The organism is Robertmurraya korlensis, from assembly GCF_023715225.1.
In the GTDB taxonomy this organism is placed as follows: domain Bacteria; phylum Bacillota; class Bacilli; order Bacillales; family Cytobacillaceae; genus Robertmurraya_A.
Genome location: NZ_JAMBNS010000010.1, coordinates 157,485 through 179,977, shown reverse-complemented (window position 1 = coordinate 179,977; position 22,493 = coordinate 157,485). Strand labels below are relative to the sequence as shown.

At 36.2% G+C, this 22,493-nt stretch carries 23 protein-coding genes and 1 riboswitch; of the genes, 21 read left to right on the top strand and 2 right to left on the bottom strand.

Going from position 1 to position 22,493, the window contains the following annotated elements; all coding sequences use genetic code 11:
* Positions 1 to 35 precede the first annotated feature (35 nt).
* The 18 genes from M3175_RS18135 (at position 36) to M3175_RS18050 (ending at position 17,184) form a co-directional block, all read left to right on the top strand.
* On the top strand, positions 36 to 587 hold the full coding sequence (locus M3175_RS18135; RefSeq protein ID WP_251522134.1) for a DUF6470 family protein: 552 nt from the start codon (positions 36 to 38) through the stop codon (positions 585 to 587).
* Positions 588 to 599: 12 nt separating this feature from the next.
* Entirely contained in the window at positions 600 to 1,028 is a 429-nt protein-coding gene (gene fliW, locus M3175_RS18130; protein WP_251522131.1) for a flagellar assembly protein FliW, read from the top strand.
* Between the two features lie 5 nt (positions 1,029 to 1,033).
* The gene (gene csrA / locus M3175_RS18125) at positions 1,034 to 1,252 is read left to right on the top strand and encodes a carbon storage regulator CsrA (RefSeq protein WP_251522128.1); all 219 of its coding nucleotides are present in this window, start codon (positions 1,034 to 1,036) and stop codon (positions 1,250 to 1,252) included.
* 190 nt (positions 1,253 to 1,442) lie between these two features.
* Complete coding sequence (gene hag / locus M3175_RS18120) at positions 1,443 to 2,258, top strand: flagellin Hag (protein ID WP_251522125.1); 816 nt, start codon at positions 1,443 to 1,445, stop codon at positions 2,256 to 2,258.
* 219 nt (positions 2,259 to 2,477) lie between these two features.
* The gene (gene hag, locus M3175_RS18115) at positions 2,478 to 3,293 is read left to right on the top strand and encodes a flagellin Hag (protein WP_251522120.1); all 816 of its coding nucleotides are present in this window, start codon (positions 2,478 to 2,480) and stop codon (positions 3,291 to 3,293) included.
* Between the two features lie 249 nt (positions 3,294 to 3,542).
* Complete coding sequence (gene hag / locus M3175_RS18110) at positions 3,543 to 4,358, top strand: flagellin Hag (protein ID WP_251522117.1); 816 nt, start codon at positions 3,543 to 3,545, stop codon at positions 4,356 to 4,358.
* An 89-nt stretch (positions 4,359 to 4,447) separates the two neighbouring features.
* Positions 4,448 to 6,349, top strand: coding sequence for a tetratricopeptide repeat-containing glycosyltransferase family 2 protein (locus M3175_RS18105; RefSeq protein ID WP_251522114.1), 1,902 nt, complete (start codon positions 4,448 to 4,450; stop codon positions 6,347 to 6,349).
* Positions 6,350 to 6,370: 21 nt separating this feature from the next.
* Positions 6,371 to 7,429: a glycosyltransferase family 2 protein gene (locus M3175_RS18100; RefSeq protein WP_251522112.1), complete on the top strand. Its 1,059-nt coding sequence runs from the start codon at positions 6,371 to 6,373 to the stop codon at positions 7,427 to 7,429.
* A gap of 44 nt (positions 7,430 to 7,473) precedes the next feature.
* Entirely contained in the window at positions 7,474 to 8,763 is a 1,290-nt protein-coding gene (locus M3175_RS18095; protein WP_251522109.1) for a glycosyltransferase, read from the top strand.
* Between the two features lie 32 nt (positions 8,764 to 8,795).
* Entirely contained in the window at positions 8,796 to 9,956 is a 1,161-nt protein-coding gene (locus M3175_RS18090) for an ATP-grasp domain-containing protein (protein ID WP_251522106.1), read from the top strand.
* Positions 9,949 to 10,722, top strand: coding sequence for a class I SAM-dependent methyltransferase (locus M3175_RS18085; RefSeq protein WP_251522103.1), 774 nt, complete (start codon positions 9,949 to 9,951; stop codon positions 10,720 to 10,722). Before M3175_RS18090 ends, M3175_RS18085 begins: the two co-directional genes overlap by 8 nt.
* 16 nt (positions 10,723 to 10,738) lie before the next feature.
* Positions 10,739 to 11,866 carry a DegT/DnrJ/EryC1/StrS family aminotransferase gene (locus M3175_RS18080; protein WP_251522100.1) on the top strand — a complete coding sequence of 376 codons (1,128 nt, stop codon included), beginning with the start codon at positions 10,739 to 10,741 and terminating at the stop codon, positions 11,864 to 11,866.
* A gap of 107 nt (positions 11,867 to 11,973) precedes the next feature.
* Positions 11,974 to 12,312, top strand: coding sequence for a flagellar protein FlaG (flaG, locus tag M3175_RS18075; protein ID WP_251522097.1), 339 nt, complete (start codon positions 11,974 to 11,976; stop codon positions 12,310 to 12,312).
* Positions 12,313 to 12,330: 18 nt separating this feature from the next.
* On the top strand, positions 12,331 to 14,364 hold the full coding sequence (gene fliD / locus M3175_RS18070) for a flagellar filament capping protein FliD (RefSeq protein ID WP_251522094.1): 2,034 nt from the start codon (positions 12,331 to 12,333) through the stop codon (positions 14,362 to 14,364).
* Between the two features lie 30 nt (positions 14,365 to 14,394).
* Positions 14,395 to 14,796 (top strand): flagellar export chaperone FliS, encoded by a 402-nt coding sequence (fliS, locus tag M3175_RS18065; protein ID WP_251522091.1) that lies wholly within the window; start codon positions 14,395 to 14,397, stop codon positions 14,794 to 14,796.
* Positions 14,796 to 15,137: a flagellar protein FliT gene (fliT, locus tag M3175_RS18060; protein WP_251522088.1), complete on the top strand. Its 342-nt coding sequence runs from the start codon at positions 14,796 to 14,798 to the stop codon at positions 15,135 to 15,137. The genes fliS and fliT overlap by 1 nt, the downstream gene beginning before the upstream one ends.
* Before the next feature lie 270 nt (positions 15,138 to 15,407).
* Complete coding sequence (hpf, locus tag M3175_RS18055; protein WP_119710101.1) at positions 15,408 to 15,968, top strand: ribosome hibernation-promoting factor, HPF/YfiA family; 561 nt, start codon at positions 15,408 to 15,410, stop codon at positions 15,966 to 15,968.
* A 151-nt stretch (positions 15,969 to 16,119) separates the two neighbouring features.
* Entirely contained in the window at positions 16,120 to 17,184 is a 1,065-nt protein-coding gene (locus M3175_RS18050; protein WP_251522085.1) for an acyltransferase family protein, read from the top strand.
* A 26-nt stretch (positions 17,185 to 17,210) separates the two neighbouring features.
* On the opposite strand, the gene M3175_RS18045 is transcribed toward M3175_RS18050, so the two are convergent.
* The gene (locus M3175_RS18045) at positions 17,211 to 18,866 is read right to left on the bottom strand and encodes a methyl-accepting chemotaxis protein (protein ID WP_251522081.1); all 1,656 of its coding nucleotides are present in this window, start codon (positions 18,864 to 18,866) and stop codon (positions 17,211 to 17,213) included.
* Between the two features lie 12 nt (positions 18,867 to 18,878).
* Positions 18,879 to 19,853 carry a BMP family lipoprotein gene (locus M3175_RS18040; protein WP_251522078.1) on the bottom strand — a complete coding sequence of 325 codons (975 nt, stop codon included), beginning with the start codon at positions 19,851 to 19,853 and terminating at the stop codon, positions 18,879 to 18,881.
* Between the two features lie 175 nt (positions 19,854 to 20,028).
* Here M3175_RS18040 and M3175_RS18035 point away from each other — a divergent pair, with 175 nt between their 5' ends.
* From M3175_RS18035 to M3175_RS18025, 3 genes are all read left to right on the top strand, one after another.
* Positions 20,029 to 20,598, top strand: coding sequence for a chromate transporter (locus tag M3175_RS18035; RefSeq protein WP_251522076.1), 570 nt, complete (start codon positions 20,029 to 20,031; stop codon positions 20,596 to 20,598).
* Complete coding sequence (locus tag M3175_RS18030) at positions 20,595 to 21,125, top strand: chromate transporter (protein WP_251522074.1); 531 nt, start codon at positions 20,595 to 20,597, stop codon at positions 21,123 to 21,125. Before M3175_RS18035 ends, M3175_RS18030 begins: the two co-directional genes overlap by 4 nt.
* Before the next feature lie 96 nt (positions 21,126 to 21,221).
* A complete protein-coding gene (locus M3175_RS18025) occupies positions 21,222 to 22,061 on the top strand; it encodes a DUF1028 domain-containing protein (RefSeq protein WP_251522072.1) in 840 nt (279 codons plus the stop codon).
* A 288-nt stretch (positions 22,062 to 22,349) separates the two neighbouring features.
* A riboswitch (cyclic di-GMP riboswitch) is annotated at positions 22,350 to 22,438 on the top strand.
* Positions 22,439 to 22,493: the final 55 nt, after the last annotated feature.

The following is a 22,493-nucleotide window of genomic DNA, read 5'->3' as shown; positions in this document are numbered from 1 at the left end:
GTAGGTAGCCCTTTTTTACTAAAGGGGGAGGAAAATTGAGAATTCCTCAAATTCGAATTCAAACAACGCCTGCTCAAATCGAGATAACAACACAAAAAGGGCAGATGCTGATTGAGCAACCGCCGGGAGAATTACAAATTGAGCAACCACAGGCGACAGTGAATATTACGAGAATTCCGGGTAAACTAACAATAGACCAAACACAGGCTAGGGCAGATGTAGATTTAAAATCAATTAGGAAAAGAATTGAAGAAGCAGCTCAAATGGGAAAGCAAGACTTATTAGCAGGAATTGCCAGGAGAGCTCAAGAAGGAGAAGAGCTTATGAAAATTGAAAATGGATTTGGAGCAATCTCTTCTATTTCTAGACGTTCTAGTGATGGTCCTAAAAAAGAATTCAATATAGGATGGATTCCTAGGGCTGGTTCGGTGAAAATTGAATATGATCCTGGGAAACTTGAAGTAGACGCTAAATCAAATAAACCAATTATAAACTACGTAATGAACAAACCCAATTTAACATACACTCCTAGTGAGGTTATAGTAGGTTTAAGACAGTATGCGGATATTAAAATTGACTTTGAATAAAGGAATGATTAGATGATTATAAATACGAAGTATCATGGAGAATATGAAACCTCTGATGGAGAGGTATTGCATTTTCCAAAGGGAATACCTGGATTCCCGGATGAAAAGCAGTTTGTCATCATTCCCTTAGAGGCAGATGATACATTTATGATTCTTCAATCAGTAAAGACTTTTGAATTAGCATTTGTATTGATCAATCCCTTTCAGTATTTTCCTAACTATGATTTCACATTAGATGAGACAACTATTGAAAAATTAGCTATTCACTCTCCAGAGGATATTGCTGTTTATAGTATATTAACTGTTCATGACCCTTTTGAGAAGACAACCGCGAACCTTCAAGCACCGGTAATAATTAATTTAAAGAATAAGAGAGGTAAACAAGTTATTCTTAATATTGATACCTACACTACTCGGCATAATATTATGAACAAGAGGTGAAATAGATGCTTGTTTTGACAAGGAAATCAGGCGAATCAATTAAGATTGGCGACGATATTGAAATCACCATTCTTTCAGTTAAGAATGATCATATTAAGATAGGCATCAATGCACCGAAAAATCTAGAAATCCTAAGGAAAGAATTACTTCTCCAGATCACAAATGAGAATGTTCAGGCATCTGCTGTTCAAGGAGATCTAATTAACATCTTAAAAAAGAAATGAAACTCCTAAAGCTTTAGGGGTTTTTATTTTTTTAAAAAAATTTTAAAAAACTATTAAACTTATTTCTTATGTTCCGATAATACTAGTGTAAGGGTGAAAAAGAAAAAGGGCGGCCGACCTTGATGCTTTTTCTATTAAAAAATAATAGTTCACAAGGAAGTGAACTCAACATTCAAGGAGGAAATTAAAAATGAGAATTAATCACAATATCGCAGCTCTTAACACATACAACAAGTTAAATTCTGCAACAAATGCACAATCTAAATCAATGGAGAAGTTATCTTCAGGTCAACGTATTAACCGTGCTGGAGACGATGCAGCAGGTCTAGCAATCTCTGAAAAAATGCGTGGACAAATCCGTGGATTAGAAATGGCTGGAAAGAACTCGCAAGATGGAATCTCTCTAATTCAAACAGCTGAAGGTGCATTAAACGAAACACATGCAATCCTACAACGTATGCGTGAACTAGCAGTACAAGGCGGAAACGATACAAACGTAACAGCTGACCGTACAGCGATCCAAGACGAGTTAAACCAATTAATGTCTGAAATCGATCGTATTGCTACTACAACTGAGTTCAATACACAAAACCTATTAGGTGGAAGCTTCTCTGGAACATTCCAGATTGGTGCTAACGCAAACCAAACGATTAATCTTTCAATCAACTCTATGAATACTTCTGGATTATCAATCGGAGGAACAGCTATCTCTGTTGGAAGTAACGCATCAGCAAGCTCTTCAATCGCAGCTCTTGATACAGCTATCGCAGCAGTTTCAAGCGAGCGTTCAAAGCTTGGTGCATACCAAAACCGTTTAGAGCACACAATCAACAACCTTAGCACGTCTCAAGAAAACTTGACTGCTGCTGAATCACGTGTACGTGACGTTGATATGGCGAAAGAAATGATGTCACAAACTAAGAATTCAATTCTTTCACAAGCTGCTCAAGCAATGCTTGCTCAAGCTAACCAACAGCCACAAGGTGTGTTACAATTACTTCGTTAATTACACATACTTCTATCTCGAAAAAGCATCTACATAGTAGGTGCTTTTTTATTGTAAAAATAAAAAAAAAAAATATAAAAATATATAAAAAACTATTAAATATCAATAAAACCTTCCGATAATTATAGTGTAACAATCAGAGAGAATCAGAACCAATGATGCTCTTTCAATATTTTTGTTCTCAAGGAAGAGGACTGACAACTCAAGGAGGAAAAAACAATGAGAATTAATCACAATATTGCAGCTCTTAACACTTACAACAAGTTAAATTCTGCAACAAACGCACAATCTAAATCAATGGAGAAGTTATCTTCAGGTCAACGTATTAACCGTGCTGGAGACGATGCAGCAGGTCTAGCAATCTCTGAAAAAATGCGTGGACAAATCCGTGGATTAGAAATGGCCGGAAAGAATTCACAAGACGGAATCTCTCTAATTCAAACAGCTGAAGGTGCTTTAAACGAAACTCACGCTATCCTACAACGTATGCGTGAACTAGCAGTACAAGGTGGAAACGACACAAACGTAACTGCTGATCGTACAGCGATCCAAGATGAGTTAAACCAATTAATGTCTGAAATCGATCGTATTGCAACTACAACTGAGTTTAATACACAGAACCTTTTAGGTGGAAACTTCTCGGGTACATTCCAAATTGGTGCGAATGCAAACCAAACGATTAATCTTTCAATTAACTCTATGAATACTTCTGGATTATCAATCGGAGGAACAGCTATCTCTGTTGGAAGTAACGCATCAGCAAGCTCTTCAATCGCAGCTCTTGATACAGCTATCGCAGCAGTTTCAAGCGAGCGTTCAAAGCTTGGTGCATACCAAAACCGTTTAGAGCACACAATCAACAACCTTAGCACGTCTCAAGAAAACTTGACTGCTGCTGAATCACGTGTACGTGACGTTGATATGGCGAAAGAAATGATGTCACAAACTAAGAATTCAATTCTTTCACAAGCTGCTCAAGCAATGCTTGCTCAAGCTAACCAACAGCCACAGGGTGTTTTACAATTACTTCGTTAATATTTTAAAAAAAGTCGCGTCTCAAGTACTGACGCGGCTTTTATATATATTTATAGTACGTTACTTGTTTAATAAGTATCTCTTTCACCCTGTAAGAATAGATTCTCTATAAATTAGTAAAGAATATTATTTTTTTCTCATAAACTATTAAATTTCAGGTCTGTTTTCCGATAATAATATTGTAAGGTAAAGTATTTCAAAAAAATGTTCTCAAGGAAGAGGACTACAAAATTCAAGGAGGAAGGAAAAATGAGAATTAACCACAATATCGCAGCTCTTAACACATACAACAAGTTAAACTCTGCAACAAACGCACAATCTAAGTCAATGGAGAAGTTATCTTCAGGTCAACGTATCAACCGTGCTGGAGACGATGCAGCAGGTCTAGCAATCTCTGAAAAAATGCGTGGACAAATCCGTGGATTAGAAATGGCTGGAAAGAACTCACAAGATGGTATTTCTCTAATTCAAACAGCTGAAGGTGCGTTAAACGAAACACACGCTATCTTACAACGTATGCGTGAACTAGCAGTACAAGGCGGAAATGATACCAACGTAACTGCTGACCGTACAGCGATCCAAGACGAGTTAAACCAATTAATGTCTGAAATCGACCGTATTGCAACGACAACTGAGTTCAACACACAAAATCTTTTAGGTGGAAACTTCTCGGGTACATTCCAAATCGGTGCGAATGCAAACCAAACAATAAATCTTTCTATTAGTTCCATGAATACTACTGGATTATCAATTGGTGGTACTACAATTTCAGTAGGAAGCAACTCAGCAGCGAGTTCTTCTATTGCAGCTCTAGACACAGCTATCGCTGCAGTTTCAAGTGAACGTTCAAAGCTTGGTGCATACCAAAACCGTTTAGAGCACACAATCAACAACCTTAGCACATCTCAAGAAAACTTGACTGCTGCTGAATCACGTGTACGTGACGTTGATATGGCGAAAGAAATGATGTCACAAACTAAGAATTCAATTCTTTCACAAGCTGCTCAAGCAATGCTTGCTCAAGCTAATCAACAACCTCAAGGTGTATTACAATTACTTCGATAAGCAATAATATAACTAAATGAAAAAATATATCGTGCTTATTTAGAATAAGCACGATTTTTTGTTAAAAGTTAAAAAATAGGGGGATAAGTGTGGATAAATTTCTTTCGCTTTGTATGATAGTAAAAAATGAAGAAAAAGTTATTGAGCGGTGTTTATCGACTGTCTCGCATCTAGTAGATGAAGTCATTGTAGTTGATACTGGATCAACAGACCGTACAAAGGAGATAGTTAGTAATTATACTTCTAATATTTATGATTTTAAATGGGTAGATGATTTTTCCGAGGCAAGAAATTTTGCATCATCAAAAGCAAGTGGAGAATGGATTTTAGTATTGGATGCAGATGAATACGTAGATGAAGATAACTTTAATCTATTTGTTGAACAACTTCGTACAAATGGAGAAACCTATGATGCGTATACAGCGAAAATTTTAAATTTCACTGGTAGTTTTGGTGAGAATCTCGTTCAGAATTTTCATGATCGTATTTATAAAAATAATGGTGATATCAAGTACTATCGCAAGATTCATGAGCAATTTATGCATCTACACGGTAAGGAGCTAAATATAGGTATATCTAATTTACTCATCTTCCATTCTGGATACATAAAACACACTGTACAAGAAAAGGACAAAAATAAGCGAAATAAAGAACTTCTTGAGCAAGAAATGGAGATGGGCGTTACTAATGCATTCGATTATTTTAATTTTGGTAACGAGTACTATTCTATAGGAGAGTTTTCAAAAGCACTTGATTGCTATCTGAAGGCGTATAAACAGAAGAGAGATTTTAGACTATCTTGGGTGTCAACAACACTAGTTCAAATAGTTATTTGTCTGATGCAATTAAAAAGGTATAACGAAGCTTTAAATGTTATTAGAGATGCAGAATCTATATATCAAACTTCACCGGAGTTTCCTTTTCTACGAGGTGAAATCTTCTACTTAAGAGGTCAATTAGATGATGCAAAGAAGGCTTTTCAAGAAGTTATTAATAATGATGCATTGACCCACATCGTTTTAAGACCTGATTTAAAAGATCAGCTTCCTCACAGAAGGCTTGGAGCTATCTATTTATATGAAGAGAACTATCAAAAGTCTATCTTTCACTTCGTAAGTGTCTTAAATATAAATAAGTACTGTGATGAAAGTATTACAAAAATAATATATATACTTACAAAATTCCATAATAATCAGGAAATTAAAGATTTTCTAGAAACTAAAGAGTTAATTAATAAGAGTACCACTTTAGCATATGCAAAAGGGGCAATTTATGTAGGTAATGCAGAACTCGCGCTGATGTTATTGGAAAATTATAAACAGGAGTATGGTAACTTTTACACCGCTTGTGAATACAAAATGATTGCTCTTAGTGATGAAGTTGGAAGTGAAACAACTAACTTGCATCTACTAAACATTGAGATAATTGCTGAATTAAGAAGGATAAATTGGATTAATATTGTTGACTTAGACTTAATTAGAAATAAACCTCCTTTTAAATATAGTGAAGGCATACAAAATTACTTGCACAATGATAAAGAGGTGGGAGAATTTAATTGTTTAATGAAAAGTGCGGAGGTAGAAGAAATTAATGAAGAACTATTCGTAAGTGTCTTGACTATTCTTCTCAACTACAAAAAACTTGGTCTTATTGATATTCTACTAGGTCATGTTTCGAAATTAAGCCAGATGTGTAAGGCAAAGACAGGGGCTGTATTATTTAGTTTTGGGTATAAAGCAGAGGCTTTACACTTATATGAACAGGTTGATTGGAACTTACTTGAGAAGGAAGACTTTTTAAATATTGCAAATAGTTTAGTTGAAACAAACTTAATAGACAACGCTATTAATGTAAGTAAATATGCTATGTCCATTTACCCTGAAGATTTTAGGTTTTATAAGTTAATTATAGAAACTACAGATAATGAAGATTTATTGAGGGGAATTTTGCTCCAAGCAAAAACAGTATTTAATGAAAGTTTATATTTCTAATGTTAGAACGGGGTTGTAGGTATGATATCCTTAGCGATGATTGTGAAGAATGAGGAAAAAAACATTATTCGTTGCCTTGATAGCGTTAGAGACATAGTGGATGAAATGGTTATTGTAGATACGGGCTCGACCGACCGCACAGTAGAGTTAATACAAGAATATCCGAAAGTTTCTTTATACCATTTAGAATGGAGAGATGATTTCTCAGAAGCCCGAAATTTTGCTATTGAAAAAACTAGTGGGGATTATTGCTTAACATTAGATGCAGATGAATTCATTATTCATGGAAACCGAGATTATCTTGAGACCATTGTTGGACAAAGGAAATTAGGGACAATACAAGTTATAAGTGACTTTAGACAAGAAAACCAAGTCCTCCAGTCTAAAAATTACGTTACTCGGTTTTTTCCAAGAGAATGTCGATATAGTGGGATTATTCATGAACAGTTAAATGGAAGTTTAACTAAAGAGGATACTGGAATTGTTGTTAAACATATCGGATACCTTGATACAAATAAGGGGAATAGAAACATTCCAATGTTGATTAGACAGTTAGAATATAATCCTTCTGATTCTTATTATTTATATCAACTCGGGAAAGAGTATCGTATTAAAAAGGACTTCAAGGCATCTTACGTATGTCTATTAAAAGCTTACAAGTTTGTTAACTCAAGCAGTCCTTATTATGGCGAGTTGGTTGTTGAATTACTTTACAGTGGTAAGGAAGTCATGGGTGATACGGTTCTAAAAATCATTGGAGAAAATGACTTGCTTCTTCAGAATGTAAGTGATTTCCATTTTGCTAAAGGATTGTTTTACCTTGACTTCTGTTTGAAAAATCCACAAATCCTTCCTCAGTATATTCGTGAAATTGAAAGATGCTTTCAAACATGTCTAACAATAGGGTCTAGGGATCATATTGAATACTTACAGGGTACCAGTAGCTTTCTTGCTGCATTTAATCTGGGAGTTTTTTATGAGGTTATAGGTGAAACAGAAAAAGCATCGTATTATTATCAAATAGCTGAGCATGATGGATATGCTCCTGCAACGTATAGATTATCTCAGTTATTTAAATAGTATTTTATATAATCACCAAAGAGTAGAGAGAGGGAATTTCTAGCATGTATGTTCTTAAACAAATTGAAGGCTATATATTAGAGGAAAACATAGAAGAGGCGTATAACCTAATAGTTTCAAATGAAGAAGACCTTATTGATTTTGCTGAATTTTGGAATTTGAGGGGAATACTTTGTTCGAAGATTGGAGAGTTCTCTGCTGCAAAAGGATGTTTTGAACAAGCTTTGGATAGAGACAAGGAAAATGCAGATTATTACTATAACTTGGCCTATTGTTTTGGAAAACTCGGGAATAAAATAGATGAAGCTTTAAATGATGGATATGCTTTTTCCTATTCAAGAGATGAGGAGTTCAGGGGTGAAATTAGTGCTAAATATAAAACTCTGGATGTTTATAACAGAATTTTTCACTCTGCAAATAATGGCTTTCTAGATGATAACCCTCTAGTGAGCATAATTATTCCAACTTATAATCAAAAGGACTATTTAAAAGAAACGATAGATAGTGTACTATGTCAAGATTACTCCAATTTGGAAATAATTGTTACTGATGACAATTCGACAGACGGAACAGACGAAATGATGAAGGCATACTCGCAACATTCTAAACTTAGATATATTAGAAGAGAAGAGAATATGGGCCCTGGTATCAATTCTCAAGATGCATTATATAATCATTGTCAGGCAAAATATGTAATGATTCTAAACCATGATGATTATTTGGTTAAAAGTGATTATATCTCAATGGTGATAGACATTTTTAAAAGAAACAAGTCAGTTTCTCTTGTATGGGCTAATTGCTATATAAAAAATGAAATTACTGGTGAGTTTAGAGAAACTAATTACCAACTCCCAGAAATAACAGACGGACGGGAATATTTTATTAATTATGAAACAGGGGATTTTAAACACATTACTGGAGTGCTAACTTCTGTCTTTGATAGAGATAAGGCATTGGCATTAAATTGTATGACAGAAGAAACAAAGTCTAAAGATCTGTTTCTTTCGTTAAAGCTAATGTTAATAGGAGATGTTGCTTTTGTTAAGGATAAAGTGGCAGTTTACAGAGAGCATCAAAATAGTATTAGCTATAATATGCCTGTTGAGTATGACTATACAACAGTAGATGAGTTAGAAAAGTTAAGGAATTTAGCTGTTTTTAAAAGCTATAAAACCTTTGAATTAAATAAATGGTTACTCACAAGATTGTACTTCTATTTTGGTTGGAGAATTTCAACATTGATTAAATTAGATCAGAAACCTGTAGCAATCAAATTATTAAAAGATGTAACGATAAGATATCCAGAGTTAAACAATTACTTCCAAATCAAATAGAATTTTTTGACTTTGAGGAAAGTTGGGTAAATGTGCAAATAAAAAAGAACATTTCTTCAAAAAGAGATAATTGCAAAGGAATTATTATTTTCTCTGGCTATAATCAGAGAGCAGTTATTTCTTTTATAAGAACACTGGAAAAAAATACGATAGAATACGGAATTATTGCGAAATCAAAAGAGGATCCAATTTTTCTTACTAAATACAATAAGAAGGTATATTCGACTCGCAAGTCACTAGCTTTAAACCTTAAGGATATTAATTACTCTATTAAAGAAGTACAAAAAAAGATGCATTCTAGTGAGTATTTAATTGCACCAACATCTGAGGCGTTAAATCGTTTCTTACTTACTAATCAACAAAACTTTAATCACTTAAAATGTACTATCCCGTTGGTGGATATTGAACTATATGAAATGATCTCTAATAAATATAGTTTTGGTGAGTTATGTAAGACCCATGGTATTCTAACACCAAAGGAATTAGATATTTTCGGTGAGATTGCCTACCCAATCGTTGCTAAGCCAAAGCAATACTATACAGCAGACACTCATGAAGTATTCTCTCCAGTTATAATTAATAATTCGAAGGATTTAAACTTTTTTGAGTCCACACATAAATCCGGAGAATTTTATTTCCAACAGTTTATTCATGGGAAAAGTTACTATTTGCTGTATTATTTCTACAGGGATGGCAGAGTCGTTAAACTTTCTCAAGAGAATTTTATTCAACAACCTATGGGGAAATCAATGATAGCCGCTAGAACTTCTTCTTTTCATAACGGCAGTGAATCGAATAAATATGAAGAACTTTTACTTCAATTGAATTATTACGGACTTATTATGCTGGAAATAAAAGAGTCTCAAGGAGAACATTATATGATTGAAGCTAACCCAAGGTTTTGGGGGCCTTCTCAATTATTTGTTGATGCTGGGATTAACTTTTTTGAGGCCCTCCTGGACGATTTTGGATATATTACCTCTGGGAATTCTGCCCAAAATAATAACAGGGAAGCATCATATTTCTGGTATGGAGGAATGTACGAAACATTAAGGAAAAATCAACAATTAACATTCCATAATTATACAGCTTCCAGTTTAGCGCAGGATTTAGATGCTTGGATTGAGAATGATGTTTATAGGAGAGAAGATACAATGGCTATTTTTTTGAAGGAGACCGGAATGCATGAGTAGAGATAAATTAATAGAACTTTATTCAGTAACGAGTAAACATTCTAACTACCAAATATTACCTACAAAACTTAGGGGTATATTAAATAATAAAGAGCTTAAAGTTAATACGAGATATGAAGATGAACGAATGAAATACATATTAGAAAAAATTGATGTTAAGGGAAAAGCTTTGCTGGACATAGGTGGTAACTCTGGATATTTTTCATTTGAAATGTTAGATAATGGGGCTAAAAGTGTCGATTATTATGAAGGCAATAGCAATCATGCTGAGTTTGTAAAAATGGCAGCAGAAGTTGTCGGTCTAGGAAATCTTATTAGGGTAAATGATCTATATTTCTCATTTGAAACAGAACAATTAAGGGATAAATATGATGTAGTGTTGCTTTTAAATGTATTACACCATATTGGTGATGATTATGGAGATGAAGGGATTGCAATTGAAAAAGCTAAACTAACAATCCTTAAACAGTTAAATAATATGGCATCGATAACAAAAGTAATTGTGTTTCAATTAGGTTTTAACTGGAAGGGTGATAGACATTTGGGTTTGTTTGAGAATGGCACAAAGCAGGAGTTAATTGACTTTATAAAAGAAGGTACAGATGGATATTGGGATATCAAACATATTGGAATTCCTATAAAAAACTTTCTTGATAACATTGAATATCAGGATCTCAATAAAGATAACATAGTTAGACAAGATTCTTTAGGGGAGTTTCTGAACAGACCTCTATTTATAATGGAATCATTACAAGTCGAGATGTAATTATGGAGTGACGCAAATGGAAAGAATATTCAAGGAACCTATATATGTAACAAGGCCACTCCTCCCGAGTATTAAAGATGTTCAGGGTAGGCTTGAAGAGGTTTGGGAAAAAAGGTGGGTTACAAATAATGGACCGCAACATTCGGAACTAGAAAAAATTCTTAATGATTATCTTCAAACAGAAGTTTCTTTGTTTAGCAATGGAACACTAGCTTTAATACTTGGATTGAAGGCATTGAACTTATCGGGAGAAGTAATTACCACTCCTTTTACTTTCCCTGCAACTACACATGCACTACATTGGAATAATTTAGATCCAGTATTCTGCGATATTAACTCGGAAGACTTAAATATAAACCCTGACAAAATTGAGGATTTAATTACAGAGAAAACCTCCGCTATCTTAGGAGTACATGTTTTCGGCAATCCTTGTAACGTGGAAAAAATTGAACAAATTGCAAAAAAGTATAACTTGAGGGTTATCTATGATGGGGCACATGCATTTGGTGCAAAAATAAACGGTACTCCTATAACTCACTTCGGGGACATTACAATGTTTTCCTTTCATGCGACAAAACTATTTAATACAATTGAAGGGGGAGCAATTACGTTTACTGATAGGCGCATTGGTGATCAGTTATCACTTCTTAAAAACTTTGGATTGTCAGACCCTGTTACTGTTCAGTTACCAGGAATAAATGCGAAAATGAATGAGATACAAGCCGGCATTGGTTTAGAAGTTTTTAAGCTTATAGAAAGAGAAAGGGAAAATCGAAAATATATAAAGGATTTGTATCAAAAGTATCTTAACGATATTCCTGGTATAAGAATTGTTACTAACCATAACAATGAGGAGAGTAGTTATCAATATTTTGTTATTGAAATTAATGAAGAAGTATATGGAAAAACAAGAGATTGGGTACATAAAGAACTTGAAAAGTATAATGTTTTTTCAAGAAGGTATTTTTACCCTCTATGTAGTGAGTTTGATTGGTATAAAGAGTATCCATCAGCGCAAAAGGAGAACCTTCCAGTTGCTAATAAAATTATAAAACAAGTATTATCTTTACCTTTTTATGGTGATATTGAAGTAAATCAGGTTATTGGAATTTGTGATTTATTACGTGATTTTTATAATAGCTAGAATAAAGCGGTCAATCGTAAATAGCGATGATCGCTTTTTTATTGCGAGAAAGCTTAATATTAATTAAAACCATCCGATATAAAAATAAAGACTTTGGAGGCATTTAAATGATTGATCGTATATCTTCTCCTATTATACACTCCAATCAAAATAGGGTTGAAAAGGTTGAAATAGTGAATCCATTAGAAACTGTTGAAGAACCAAAGCAAGAGATTTCTTTAAAAAAGGAACGGGTAGAAGAGATTGTTAAAAGTCTGAATGACTTTTTAACTCCAACACAAACATCTTTGAAATTTGAATTTCACGAAAAACTAAATGAATATTATGTAACCCTTATTGATGATAAAACACAGCAAACAATTCGAGAAATTCCTTCAAAAAAAATGCTAGACTTCTATGCTGCTATGACTGAATTTATTGGGTTAATGATAGATAAGAAGATTTAATAAACGTGAGGTGAAACTATGAGAATAGGTGGATTAGCGAGTGGAATGGATATTGACACTATGGTCAAGGATCTTATGAAAGCTGAAAGAATTCCACTAGATAAATTAAAACAAAAGAAACAGTTACTTGAGTGGCAAAGAGATGATTTTCGTGCCATTAATACATTGTTGTTAAACTTCAGAAGTGATCTTACAAACATCAAGTTAACTTCTAATTACCGTGCTAGGAGTACGACATCTACTGATGATACTAAAGTAACGGCAACAGCGACTAGTACTGCCTCATTAGCTTCTTATTCTATTTCAAGTGTGGAAAAATTGGCTTCTGCAGCAGTAAAGGTAACAGATGCTTCAACAGGAAAAATATCTACTTCTGGATCAAAAGTTAATGTAAATGCCTCTTTATACGATGAAACTACTAAGTTTTCAAACCAAACATTTAGTTGGAAGACGGGGAGTGTTACATCACAAACCATTGTGGCACCTGAAAGTGGTACGCCAATTAAGATCAGTCTAAAGGAAGGTGTGTCGGTTGATACTACAGCACCTATAAATATTAAAGTAAATGGAGTTTCATATGAGGTAGTTGGGGACTCTGAATCATTAGATTCATCTAAAAAACAAGTATTCATTGATGATGAAGGTAATTTTACATTTAGTAATTCAATCGCAAAAGGTAGTTCTATCAAGGTAGACTATATTGCATCAAATTCTGTTCAAGAAATCAAAACCTCAGCAGAAACAGATAGCTTTACTATTACCAAAAATGCGATAGCCTCGAGCAGTAACATAACAGGTATAACCATTGGCGGGGAAGCATACACACTAGATGGGAATCAGTTGCTAAAGGCAGGAGAAGTGGTGGGAAGTATGGACTCCAACGGTAAAGTCACACTTCTTAATGATACTAAGCTCGCTGCTGGAACTGAGATAAACATTAGTTACAAAGAGCAGTATACTTCCTTTAGTTTGCAGACATATGGAGCAAATAATACTACAATCTCTGAGAACTTTAATATTTCTGCAACAGAATCATTAAGTTCAGTTATAAACAAAGTGAATACGTCAAGTGTTGGAGTAACCATGTTCTATGATTCGGTAGCAGATCGTATGACCTTAACAAGTAAAACAACAGGAGATTTCAATACGGGTGGTGACGAAATAGTCACATCAGGTGATTTAATTAATAAAGTATTGAGATTTGAGACTGCTTCTGAGACTGGTGGAGAGAATGCAGTATTTACTATTAACGGTTTAAGGACAGAAAGACCATCGAATACATTTGAAATTAGTGGAGTTACGTTCACTCTAAAAAAACAATTTACTGTAGCTGAAGGCGGGGTTTCAGTAAACATTAATAATAATACATCTAAAACCCTAGAAAATATTAAAGGGTTTATTGCAAAATATAATGAGTTAATTGGAAAAATCCAAGGGGAAGTTCAAGAAGATCGATATAAATCTTACACTCCGTTAACAGATGAACAGCGTGAATCTTTATCAGATACTCAACAGGAACAATGGGAAGAAAAGGCGAAAAGTGGAATGCTAAGAAGGGATCCAATACTTTCCTCAGTTTTAACAAAAATGAGGTTTAACTTTTCAAACCCAGTTGCGAGTCAAGAAATTAGTTCCATGTATAATCAGTTGGCGAGTATTGGAATTAAGACAACTGCTAATTATCTTGAGGGTGGGAAATTAGAGATTGATGAGGCGAAATTAACAAAAGCGCTTGAGCAAGACCCTATTTCTGTAGAAAAGTTATTTAATGCAACCGGTGGAACAGATGGCCAAAAAGGGATTCTAAATCGCTTAACTGACACGGTAAATGATGCGTTAAATAAATTGAGAACTAAGGCAGGAAATTCCTTTACCACAAATAAGCAATTTGCCATCGGGAAGCAAATTGATGATGTTAATACTCGAATTAGTAAGTTTGAAGCACGTTTGATTAAGGTAGAAGACCGTTATTGGACCCAATTCACTGCAATGGAAAAAGCAATACAACGTTCGAATGAACAAATGAATCAGTTATTAAATTTCTCCGGTTAATTAATTGAATAAAAGAGGAGTGATAAGAAAATGGCAATTAATAATCCGTACCAGGCGTATCAACAAAACTCATTAAATACAGCATCACCAGGGGAACTAACTCTAATGTTGTACAATGGGTGTCTTAAATTTATAAATCAAGCAAAAGTTGCGTTACAGACCAATGATATGCAAGAAAAGAATACAAATCTAATTAAAGCTCAAAAAATTATTCAAGAGTTTATGATTACTTTAAATATGGATGTCCCTTTATCCAAGGACTTAATGGCAATGTATGATTATATATATCGCCGTTTAGTAGAAGCTAATATTAAAAACGATGTAAAAATTCTAGATGAGGTATCTGGATTTGTCACGGAGTATCGTGATACATGGAAACAAGTCATTCAAATAAACCGTCAAAAACAATTCGCTCAAGGTGGCCAAGCGTAGTGAATGGACTACAGCTGTTTCTTGACCTCACTGTGCAATTAATTAAGCTCTATCAGACTGATGGTGACCGTGATGAGCGAATACAAGAAACAGAGAGGTTGCTTGCACTTCGTGATGAGGCAATGAAAAACGCAGTTCCTCCTTCTTCTGATGTGGAGCGTGAACTATTGCGAAAATCCAAGAAGTTAAATGATCATTTGAATGGGTTAATGTTACAGGAAAAGCAAAATATACAAAAGGATATGAAAGATCTTAAGGTTAAAAAAGAATCCACCAATAAATACGTAAACCCATACGAGAACTTCAATCCGGATGGTATGTTTTACGACCGTAAGAAATAGGGATCAGCCAAAAGGCTAGTCTCTTTTCTTTTGGAAGAAATGTGTCAAACTGGTTAACGTCACCAATTCGACACATTTTTCAAACCTTTTTGAAGTTTTAGCAGGAGTTTCCGAGGGTAAAATAGAAGTATAAATACATAGTCTTAATTCTCATATTAAGACGGTGGTTATTTTTATGACATGCTTGGAAAAAGTGTCTTAGGACAAGCTGAACTGAGCATATCAGTAAAGATAACTGAAAATGTATAATGATGAAGGAGGAGTTCACTTATGAATTACAACGTTCGTGGTGAAAACATTGAGGTAACTCCAGCAATTAGAGAGTACGTGGAAAAGAAGATTGCCAAGTTGGAAAGATATTTTACTGAGACTCCTAATGCAAATGTTCATGTGAATTTGAAGCTGTACAATGACAAGCGCTCCAAAGTAGAGGTAACGATTCCGATGGCGAATTTGGTACTTCGTGCAGAGGAAGTTCATGATGATATGTATGCGGCGATTGATCTGATTACTGATAAATTAGAGCGTCAAATCCGTAAGCATAAAACAAAAGTGAACCGCAAATTCCGTGAAAAAGGGAACCTAAATGAATTGTTTGCTTCTCCAGTCGAAAATCAAGGTGGCGGTGTAGCAGTAGAAGAGGATGAGACTGATTTAGAGCTTGTTCGTCAAAAGAGCTTTGATTTAAAGCCAATGGACAGCGAAGAAGCGATCCTTCAAATGAACCTACTTGGTCACAGCTTCTACGTGTTTACCAATGCTGAAACAAATCGTACAAATGTTGTTTACAAGCGTAAAGACGGCCGTTATGGCTTGATTGAAGCTCAATAATTTCAAGTATAAAGACTCAACAGCTTACTTACTGTTGAGTCTTTTTTATTTCTTAGTTTTGGTAAATTATTTCAATATAGTTAAACTAGTTACGAAAACCCTTTTGTATTGTATAATTCTTGTGTTGAAAATTGTCAAAAGAGGTCGAATCATGTCAAACAACACAAGAATTAAGTGGCTAGATGCCTGTAAGGGTATCGGAATTATTTTAGTAATAGCGGGGCACACCCCCCTTGATCCTTCCATACGGGGAATTATATATGGCTTTCATATGCCGTTGTTTTTCCTTTTATCAGGATATTTTTTCTCCATGAAAAAAGGTGACTTTTTATCTTTTACAATTACTAAGATAAGATCATTGCTCATACCATATTTGTTTTTTTCTTTCGTAAGTCTTTTTCTTTTAATATTCATTTTTAATCAGCCTGTAGATCTTGTTAGAGCAGGTAAAGACATGATTCTATCATCTCGAAATCATATCTTTTTTAATCAACCACTATGGTTTCTGACCAGTCTTTTTGTGATAGAAATGATTTACTTTGGGCTTTCGAAATTGTTGAGAAACAATTATTTCATCCTGATTGTGACTTTGGTCAGCTCCATTTTGGTTGTTCAGAAATTTGGAGCACTTTCCTCTGGTGTGATTTTTCCTTGGAGTATTGACCAATCACTATTTTACCTAGTTTTCTTTGGCATTGGACACCTACTTCGTACTGTTGGAATGTTAGATAAAGACTTAAAAAAATCTCCTGTTATTTTATCTTTATCATTAGCTTTTGTTATTTTTGTATTTTACCCATCTGTTTTTCTGAAGGTTATAGGACTTATCGGTATTCCTTCTATAGCAATGTACTTACACCAGTTTCTGTTTGCTTTATTCGGTATTTCGTTTGTTATCTTTGTATCACAGTTTTTGTCTTTCATTTCCTTACTTAATTATATAGGGAGAAATTCTTTAATTCTAATGGCATTGCATATTCCGTTAGGATTTAACCTTTATCATATGTGGATAAGAGGCAAACTTGGTGTCACGATCGAAAATTTAAATACTTTTGGATTTGCTGTAACGATTTTTACTGTCATCATTTTATTACCTGTTATCTATCTAATTAATAGATACTTCCCAATCATGTTAGGTAGAGGACTAGATAGTCAAACGATTATGAACAAGCATCTAAAAATTAAAAAGCTAACTCAAAAGGTCATTGAAAGGTGACTCGTGAGTTAGCTTTTCTTTACCCATTACAACCGAAACTTCGCCAATTCCTTCTTCATCTCAACCGTCAACTCCTGCAGCTGCTCCATCTTCTCATTCACCTGCTCAAACGCCTGAAGCTGCGCATCCGTGGAAGCACTAATCTCTTCCGTTCCAGCCGCTGTTTCCTCGGTTACCGCAGAAATATTCTCAATCGCAGAAATAACCGAAGCACTCATGCTGCTAGATGTTTTCATTCCCTCAACTAACGCATCTAATTGCTCATTGATTGCCATCACATTCATAGAAATCACTTCAAATGAAGATTCTGTTTCCTTCATAGAAGATTGCTGTTGATTGGATAACTCATACCCAAGCTCCGTTGCTTCCACAATCGTAGCAATTCCTTTTTTCATATGGCTCACCATCGTTGTGATGTGTTCGGTTGCCTTAGTCGAATCATCTGCAAGCTTACGAACTTCGTCTGCTACAACAGCAAAGCCTTTTCCAGCTTCTCCTGCTCGTGCTGCTTCGATCGCTGCATTTAATGCCAACAAATTCGTTTGATCAGCGATTTCACGTACCGAACGTGCTGCTTCCTCAATTTGTCCTGCAAACTGTGTGAAGCCTTCGACGGATGTTTTAATATGATCGGTTGATTGTGAGAGCTGTGAGGCTAGTTCGACTTGCTTTTCTAAAGACACTCTGCCGGTTTGAACAGAATCCAACGCAGCTGAACCAGCCTGTGATGATTGCTCGGTTTTATTCTGAACACGAGAGAACTCTTCGTTCATTGCACTCATAGAACCAGCTGTTGATTGAATATCTTCTGAAACCGATTGGCTACCGCGAGCGAGCTCTTCGGTTGAAACCGCCACCTGGTTGCTGATTTCACGCAAGCTTACCATATGACCAGACACTTCAGAGGTAAAGCCGGTCACACGTTCACCAACCTGCTCGATCGATTGAACGGTTTGTCTGACATTCGAAATCATAAGGGCAAAAGCAGATTTTAATTGGTCCAACTCATATGAACTATCTTCCTTCACCTCATCCACTTCAACCGTGAGGTCTCCGTCTGCCACTTTAATCGCATGGTTTACTACTTCACGTAACGGTTTTGCTATCCGTCTAGCCAAGAACCAAGTCGAAAGGCTAGATAATACAATTAATATCACAATTGCAATGATAGAAAACACGACTACAAACTGAATTTTCTTCTCTGTTTGCTGAAGCATTTCGTCATACCATTCTCCAGTAAGCTTATCCAATAAGTACATATCATTTAAGACACCCGAAATACGAATCGATTGTCTTTTAATCGCAGAGGGATCCTGATTTCCAAACCCCGCATCGACCTCAGAAGTTAGGGCATCAAACTTCTCTTGCACCTTCCCTAGAGTCTCTTTCTGCTCAGCGACTCTAATAACTTTTGTTAGTGCTGCCATTTGCTCATCGATGTTTTGTAATTGCGAGAGTGCTTCTGATTTGTTTGCTTCACTTTGATTAAAAGTGTAGTTAGAGAGTGCTTGTTTCGCTACAACCAGTTCACCTTGAATATCTTCTACTAGTAGTAAAACTTCTACATCATCTTTAGCTGAGCTTTGCATGCTAACTAGCTGAGAAATCATAAATCCAATAATCAATGTTGATAATAAAAGTGGAATGATAGCGATGATGAGTAAGCGAGATCTAAGTTTCATGTCATTCCCTCCTTATTCCATCTCGACGGTGATGTCACCCGAAATGATTTTCTCTTTTGCTTCCTCGAGTTGACGATTTTCTGCTTCAGAAAGTTCAACAACACGGATGTCTGCTAGGCCAACGCCGTTCTCACTAAGACCAAGTACATATGTGGAAGAACCGATTTTCCCGGTTTCCTTTAATTCTTTGGCAATATCGTATACGGCAACATCAATATTTTTTAGCATGGAAGTGGTAACGGCTTTTTCTGCTACGAAAAATTGGTCAGAATCCACGCCCGCAGCCAATTTACCTAGCTTTTGAGCGGTCTGTAGTGCTCCGAACCCAGTGAATCCAGCAGCCGGATAGATAAAGTCTGCACCCGCAGCGATTTGTTTTTCTGCAATACTTCCACCAAGTGTTGCATCACCAAAGGAATTGGCGTACTCAACTATTACTTCTACATTCGGATTCACGTATTTTGCGCCTTGTATATAGCCTGCTTTAAAGTGATTCACGACAGGCACATCAAAGCCACCAATAAATCCTATTTTTCCAGTGGTGCTCTTCATCGCGGCAACCATTCCTACGAGGAAGCTACCTTCGTATTCTTTAAACGTAAGAGAAACAACATTATCCAGCTCGGATACTTCATCAATCAGCATGAATTGCTGTTTTGGATTCTCTTTGGCTACTGCTTCAACGGCTTCTTTGACAGAAAAACCAAGACCGATAATTAGGTCATTTTCTTCCTCGACAAGCTCTTTTAATTTTTCTTCGAAGTTCCCATCTGGAGCTTCTTTATAATCAAATAAGATTCCAAACTCGTCACGAGCGCGTTCTAGGCCACGGAAGGCGGAATCGTTAAAGGATTCATCTCCAAGACCACTATCTGATAAAAGAATCCCAATTTTGTATTCTTTTTCTGTCTTTGTTTGCTGTGCTCCGAGTGAACAAGCGCTTAAAACGTTTACGACTAGGAACAATAAAAATATTCTTTTTAGCATGTTGCTGTCCTCCCCATAGTTGTACATACCTCATATGTATCGGACAAAAAACGACAGTGTTTAGTGTTTGTTTCGATTTTGTAAATATCTCGAATCCCGAAATAAACGGTTAACGAAAACACATAAATTTGGTATGATAAAGCTATCTGAATTTTTATAATTTAGGAGGAATGTTATGAAGCACAGACAGTTATTTATCGCCTTCTTCCGCTCAGGGATTCTGGGCTACGGTGGGGGGCCATCATCAATTCCTCTTGTGAAAAAGGAAGTTGTCGATACGTTCAAATGGATGGATTCGGATGAATTTGGAGATATTCTAGCACTTGCCAATGCCTTGCCAGGGCCCATTAATACGAAGATGGCCGGTTATATTGGGTATCGAGTAGGCGGGGTATTAGGACTTCTAAATGCACTTTTTGCATCAATCTTACCAAGTATTTTTTTAATGATTATCCTGCTAAATGTATTGAATACATACAAGGATCAAGCATGGGTGCGAGGCATGTCCATGGCGGTGGTGCCGGTCGTTGCGGTTATGCTTGCTACATTAACTTGGGATTTTTTGAAAAAATCATCTAGCTCTAGTCTCGGTTGGATCTGGACACTCATATTTGTCGTAGCTAGCCTTGTTTTGCTCCAATTTTTAAACGTGCATCCTGCAATCATAATTTTCGCTTTATTACTAAGTGCATTATTGAAAAAAGATCAAGGGAATTCAAAGGAAAAGGAGAAGACGTCGGCATGATCTATTGGCAATTGTTTTTGGCGTTTTTTATTCCGGGAATTCTCGGTTATGGTGGAGGACCAGCTTCGATTCCACTGGTTGAAAATGAAGTGGTGGATCGTTATGAATGGTTGTCTGTTAATGAATTTAGTGAAGTACTCGCGTTAGGGAATGCCTTGCCGGGCCCTATCGCAACAAAAATGGCTGGTTATATTGGCTATGAAGTGGGTGGGGTTTTCGGAGCGGTGGTTGCCGTATTTGCTACGGTGGCACCTTCGTTAATTTTAATGGTCACTTTACTCGGTTTGTTGATGAAATATAAAGAATCACCAAAGGTTAAGCGACTCACCGTATTGGTGCGACCGGTCATTGCAGTTTTATTAGGAGTCATGACGTATGATTTCTTTTTCTCTTCATACGAAGGATTGGGTATTTGGCAGACGATTGGAATTGGTGTCATTGCCTTTGTTTTGATGGAAAGACTAAAGGTTCACCCTGCCTATGTGATAGCGGGTGCGCTTGTTTATGGGGGAATTTTCCTAGGGTAAAGTTATAGTTTCTCCTTCCGGAAGCTGGTGTTGCTGGCGCAACAAAGGCTTCCTTCAGGTGAAACTATACCTACTTAGGATGAGGGAGGAAGAAACATGACGTTTTCAATCGTAGGCTATGATCCAAAGGAAAAAGAATGGGGAATTGCGGTACAGTCGAAGTTTCTTGGAGTGGGAGCCGTGGTGCCGTTCGCGAAGGCTGGAGTAGGTGCTGTTGCGACACAGTCTTACGCGAATACATCTTATGGTCCAGAGGCATTGCAGCTGTTTTCAGAAGGAAAGTCAGCCGAAGAGGTGGTCGAAATCATTACCTCACGGGATGAGGACAGAGATCTTCGCCAGGTTGGAGTGATCGATGCAAACGGAAATGCTGCTACTTTTACCGGTGAAAAATGCTATGAATGGGCGGGTGGAATTACTGGAGAGAATTTTGCTGCACAGGGGAATATTTTAGTCGACGAACAGACGGTACAAGCGATGGCTAAAATGTTTCAAGAGACAGGCGGAACACTTGCTGAGCGCTTACTTGCTGCTTTGAACGCAGGGCAAGAGGCTGGTGGAGATAGTCGTGGTCAGCAATCAGCGGCCCTATTGGTGGTGAAGGAAGCGGGAGGTTATGGTGGATACAATGATCGATTCATTGATCTTCGTGTTGACGACCATCCGGAGCCGATAAAAGAACTAATTCGCGTATTTGGTTTGCGACAGCTATACTTTGCTCCCCCTAAGGAAGAACGTATTGCAGTGATTGAAGGGCATGTGAAGGAAGAGTTGATTGCATGCTTAAGACGCCATGGATATTTGGATTTGTACGTGGATGAGGAGAGTGTTCACAAGGCACTGACTCGTTATATACATACCGAGAACTTTGAAGCGCGCGAGTTAGAGCGTGGAAAAATGGATTTGGACGTGCTTGATTATATGAAAAAGAAATAGTTGTGTATAGCCCCCAGTAATGGGGGTTTTTTAGTGGGGAAGTTTATACTGTTATAGGTATGTAAAGCTTAAGTGATTCTCTTTGAGATAAAGCTGAACAATGCAAAATACCAAAGGTTTGTATACAAATACCTATCTATTTGTGAAAATAAAATGGTATAATCGAACTAAATTTAGGTAGTTAATCCTAAATAACTCCCATTAACTGCCGATAATAGATTTATAACGTAAATGAATGGAGGTGAAATAATAGTAATAGTACGGTTACAAAAATGAGTGTACTTAATGAAGTGAAAAGGGCAAATCACGGGAAACTGTGAGACGCAAAACTAAGAGGGCCTTACCCGCAGAAATGCGAATGGCAGCCAGTTACCACAAGAAGTCATAGATTGTCTTTTCTATGAACCTTTCTTATGGGGTTCTTTTTTATTT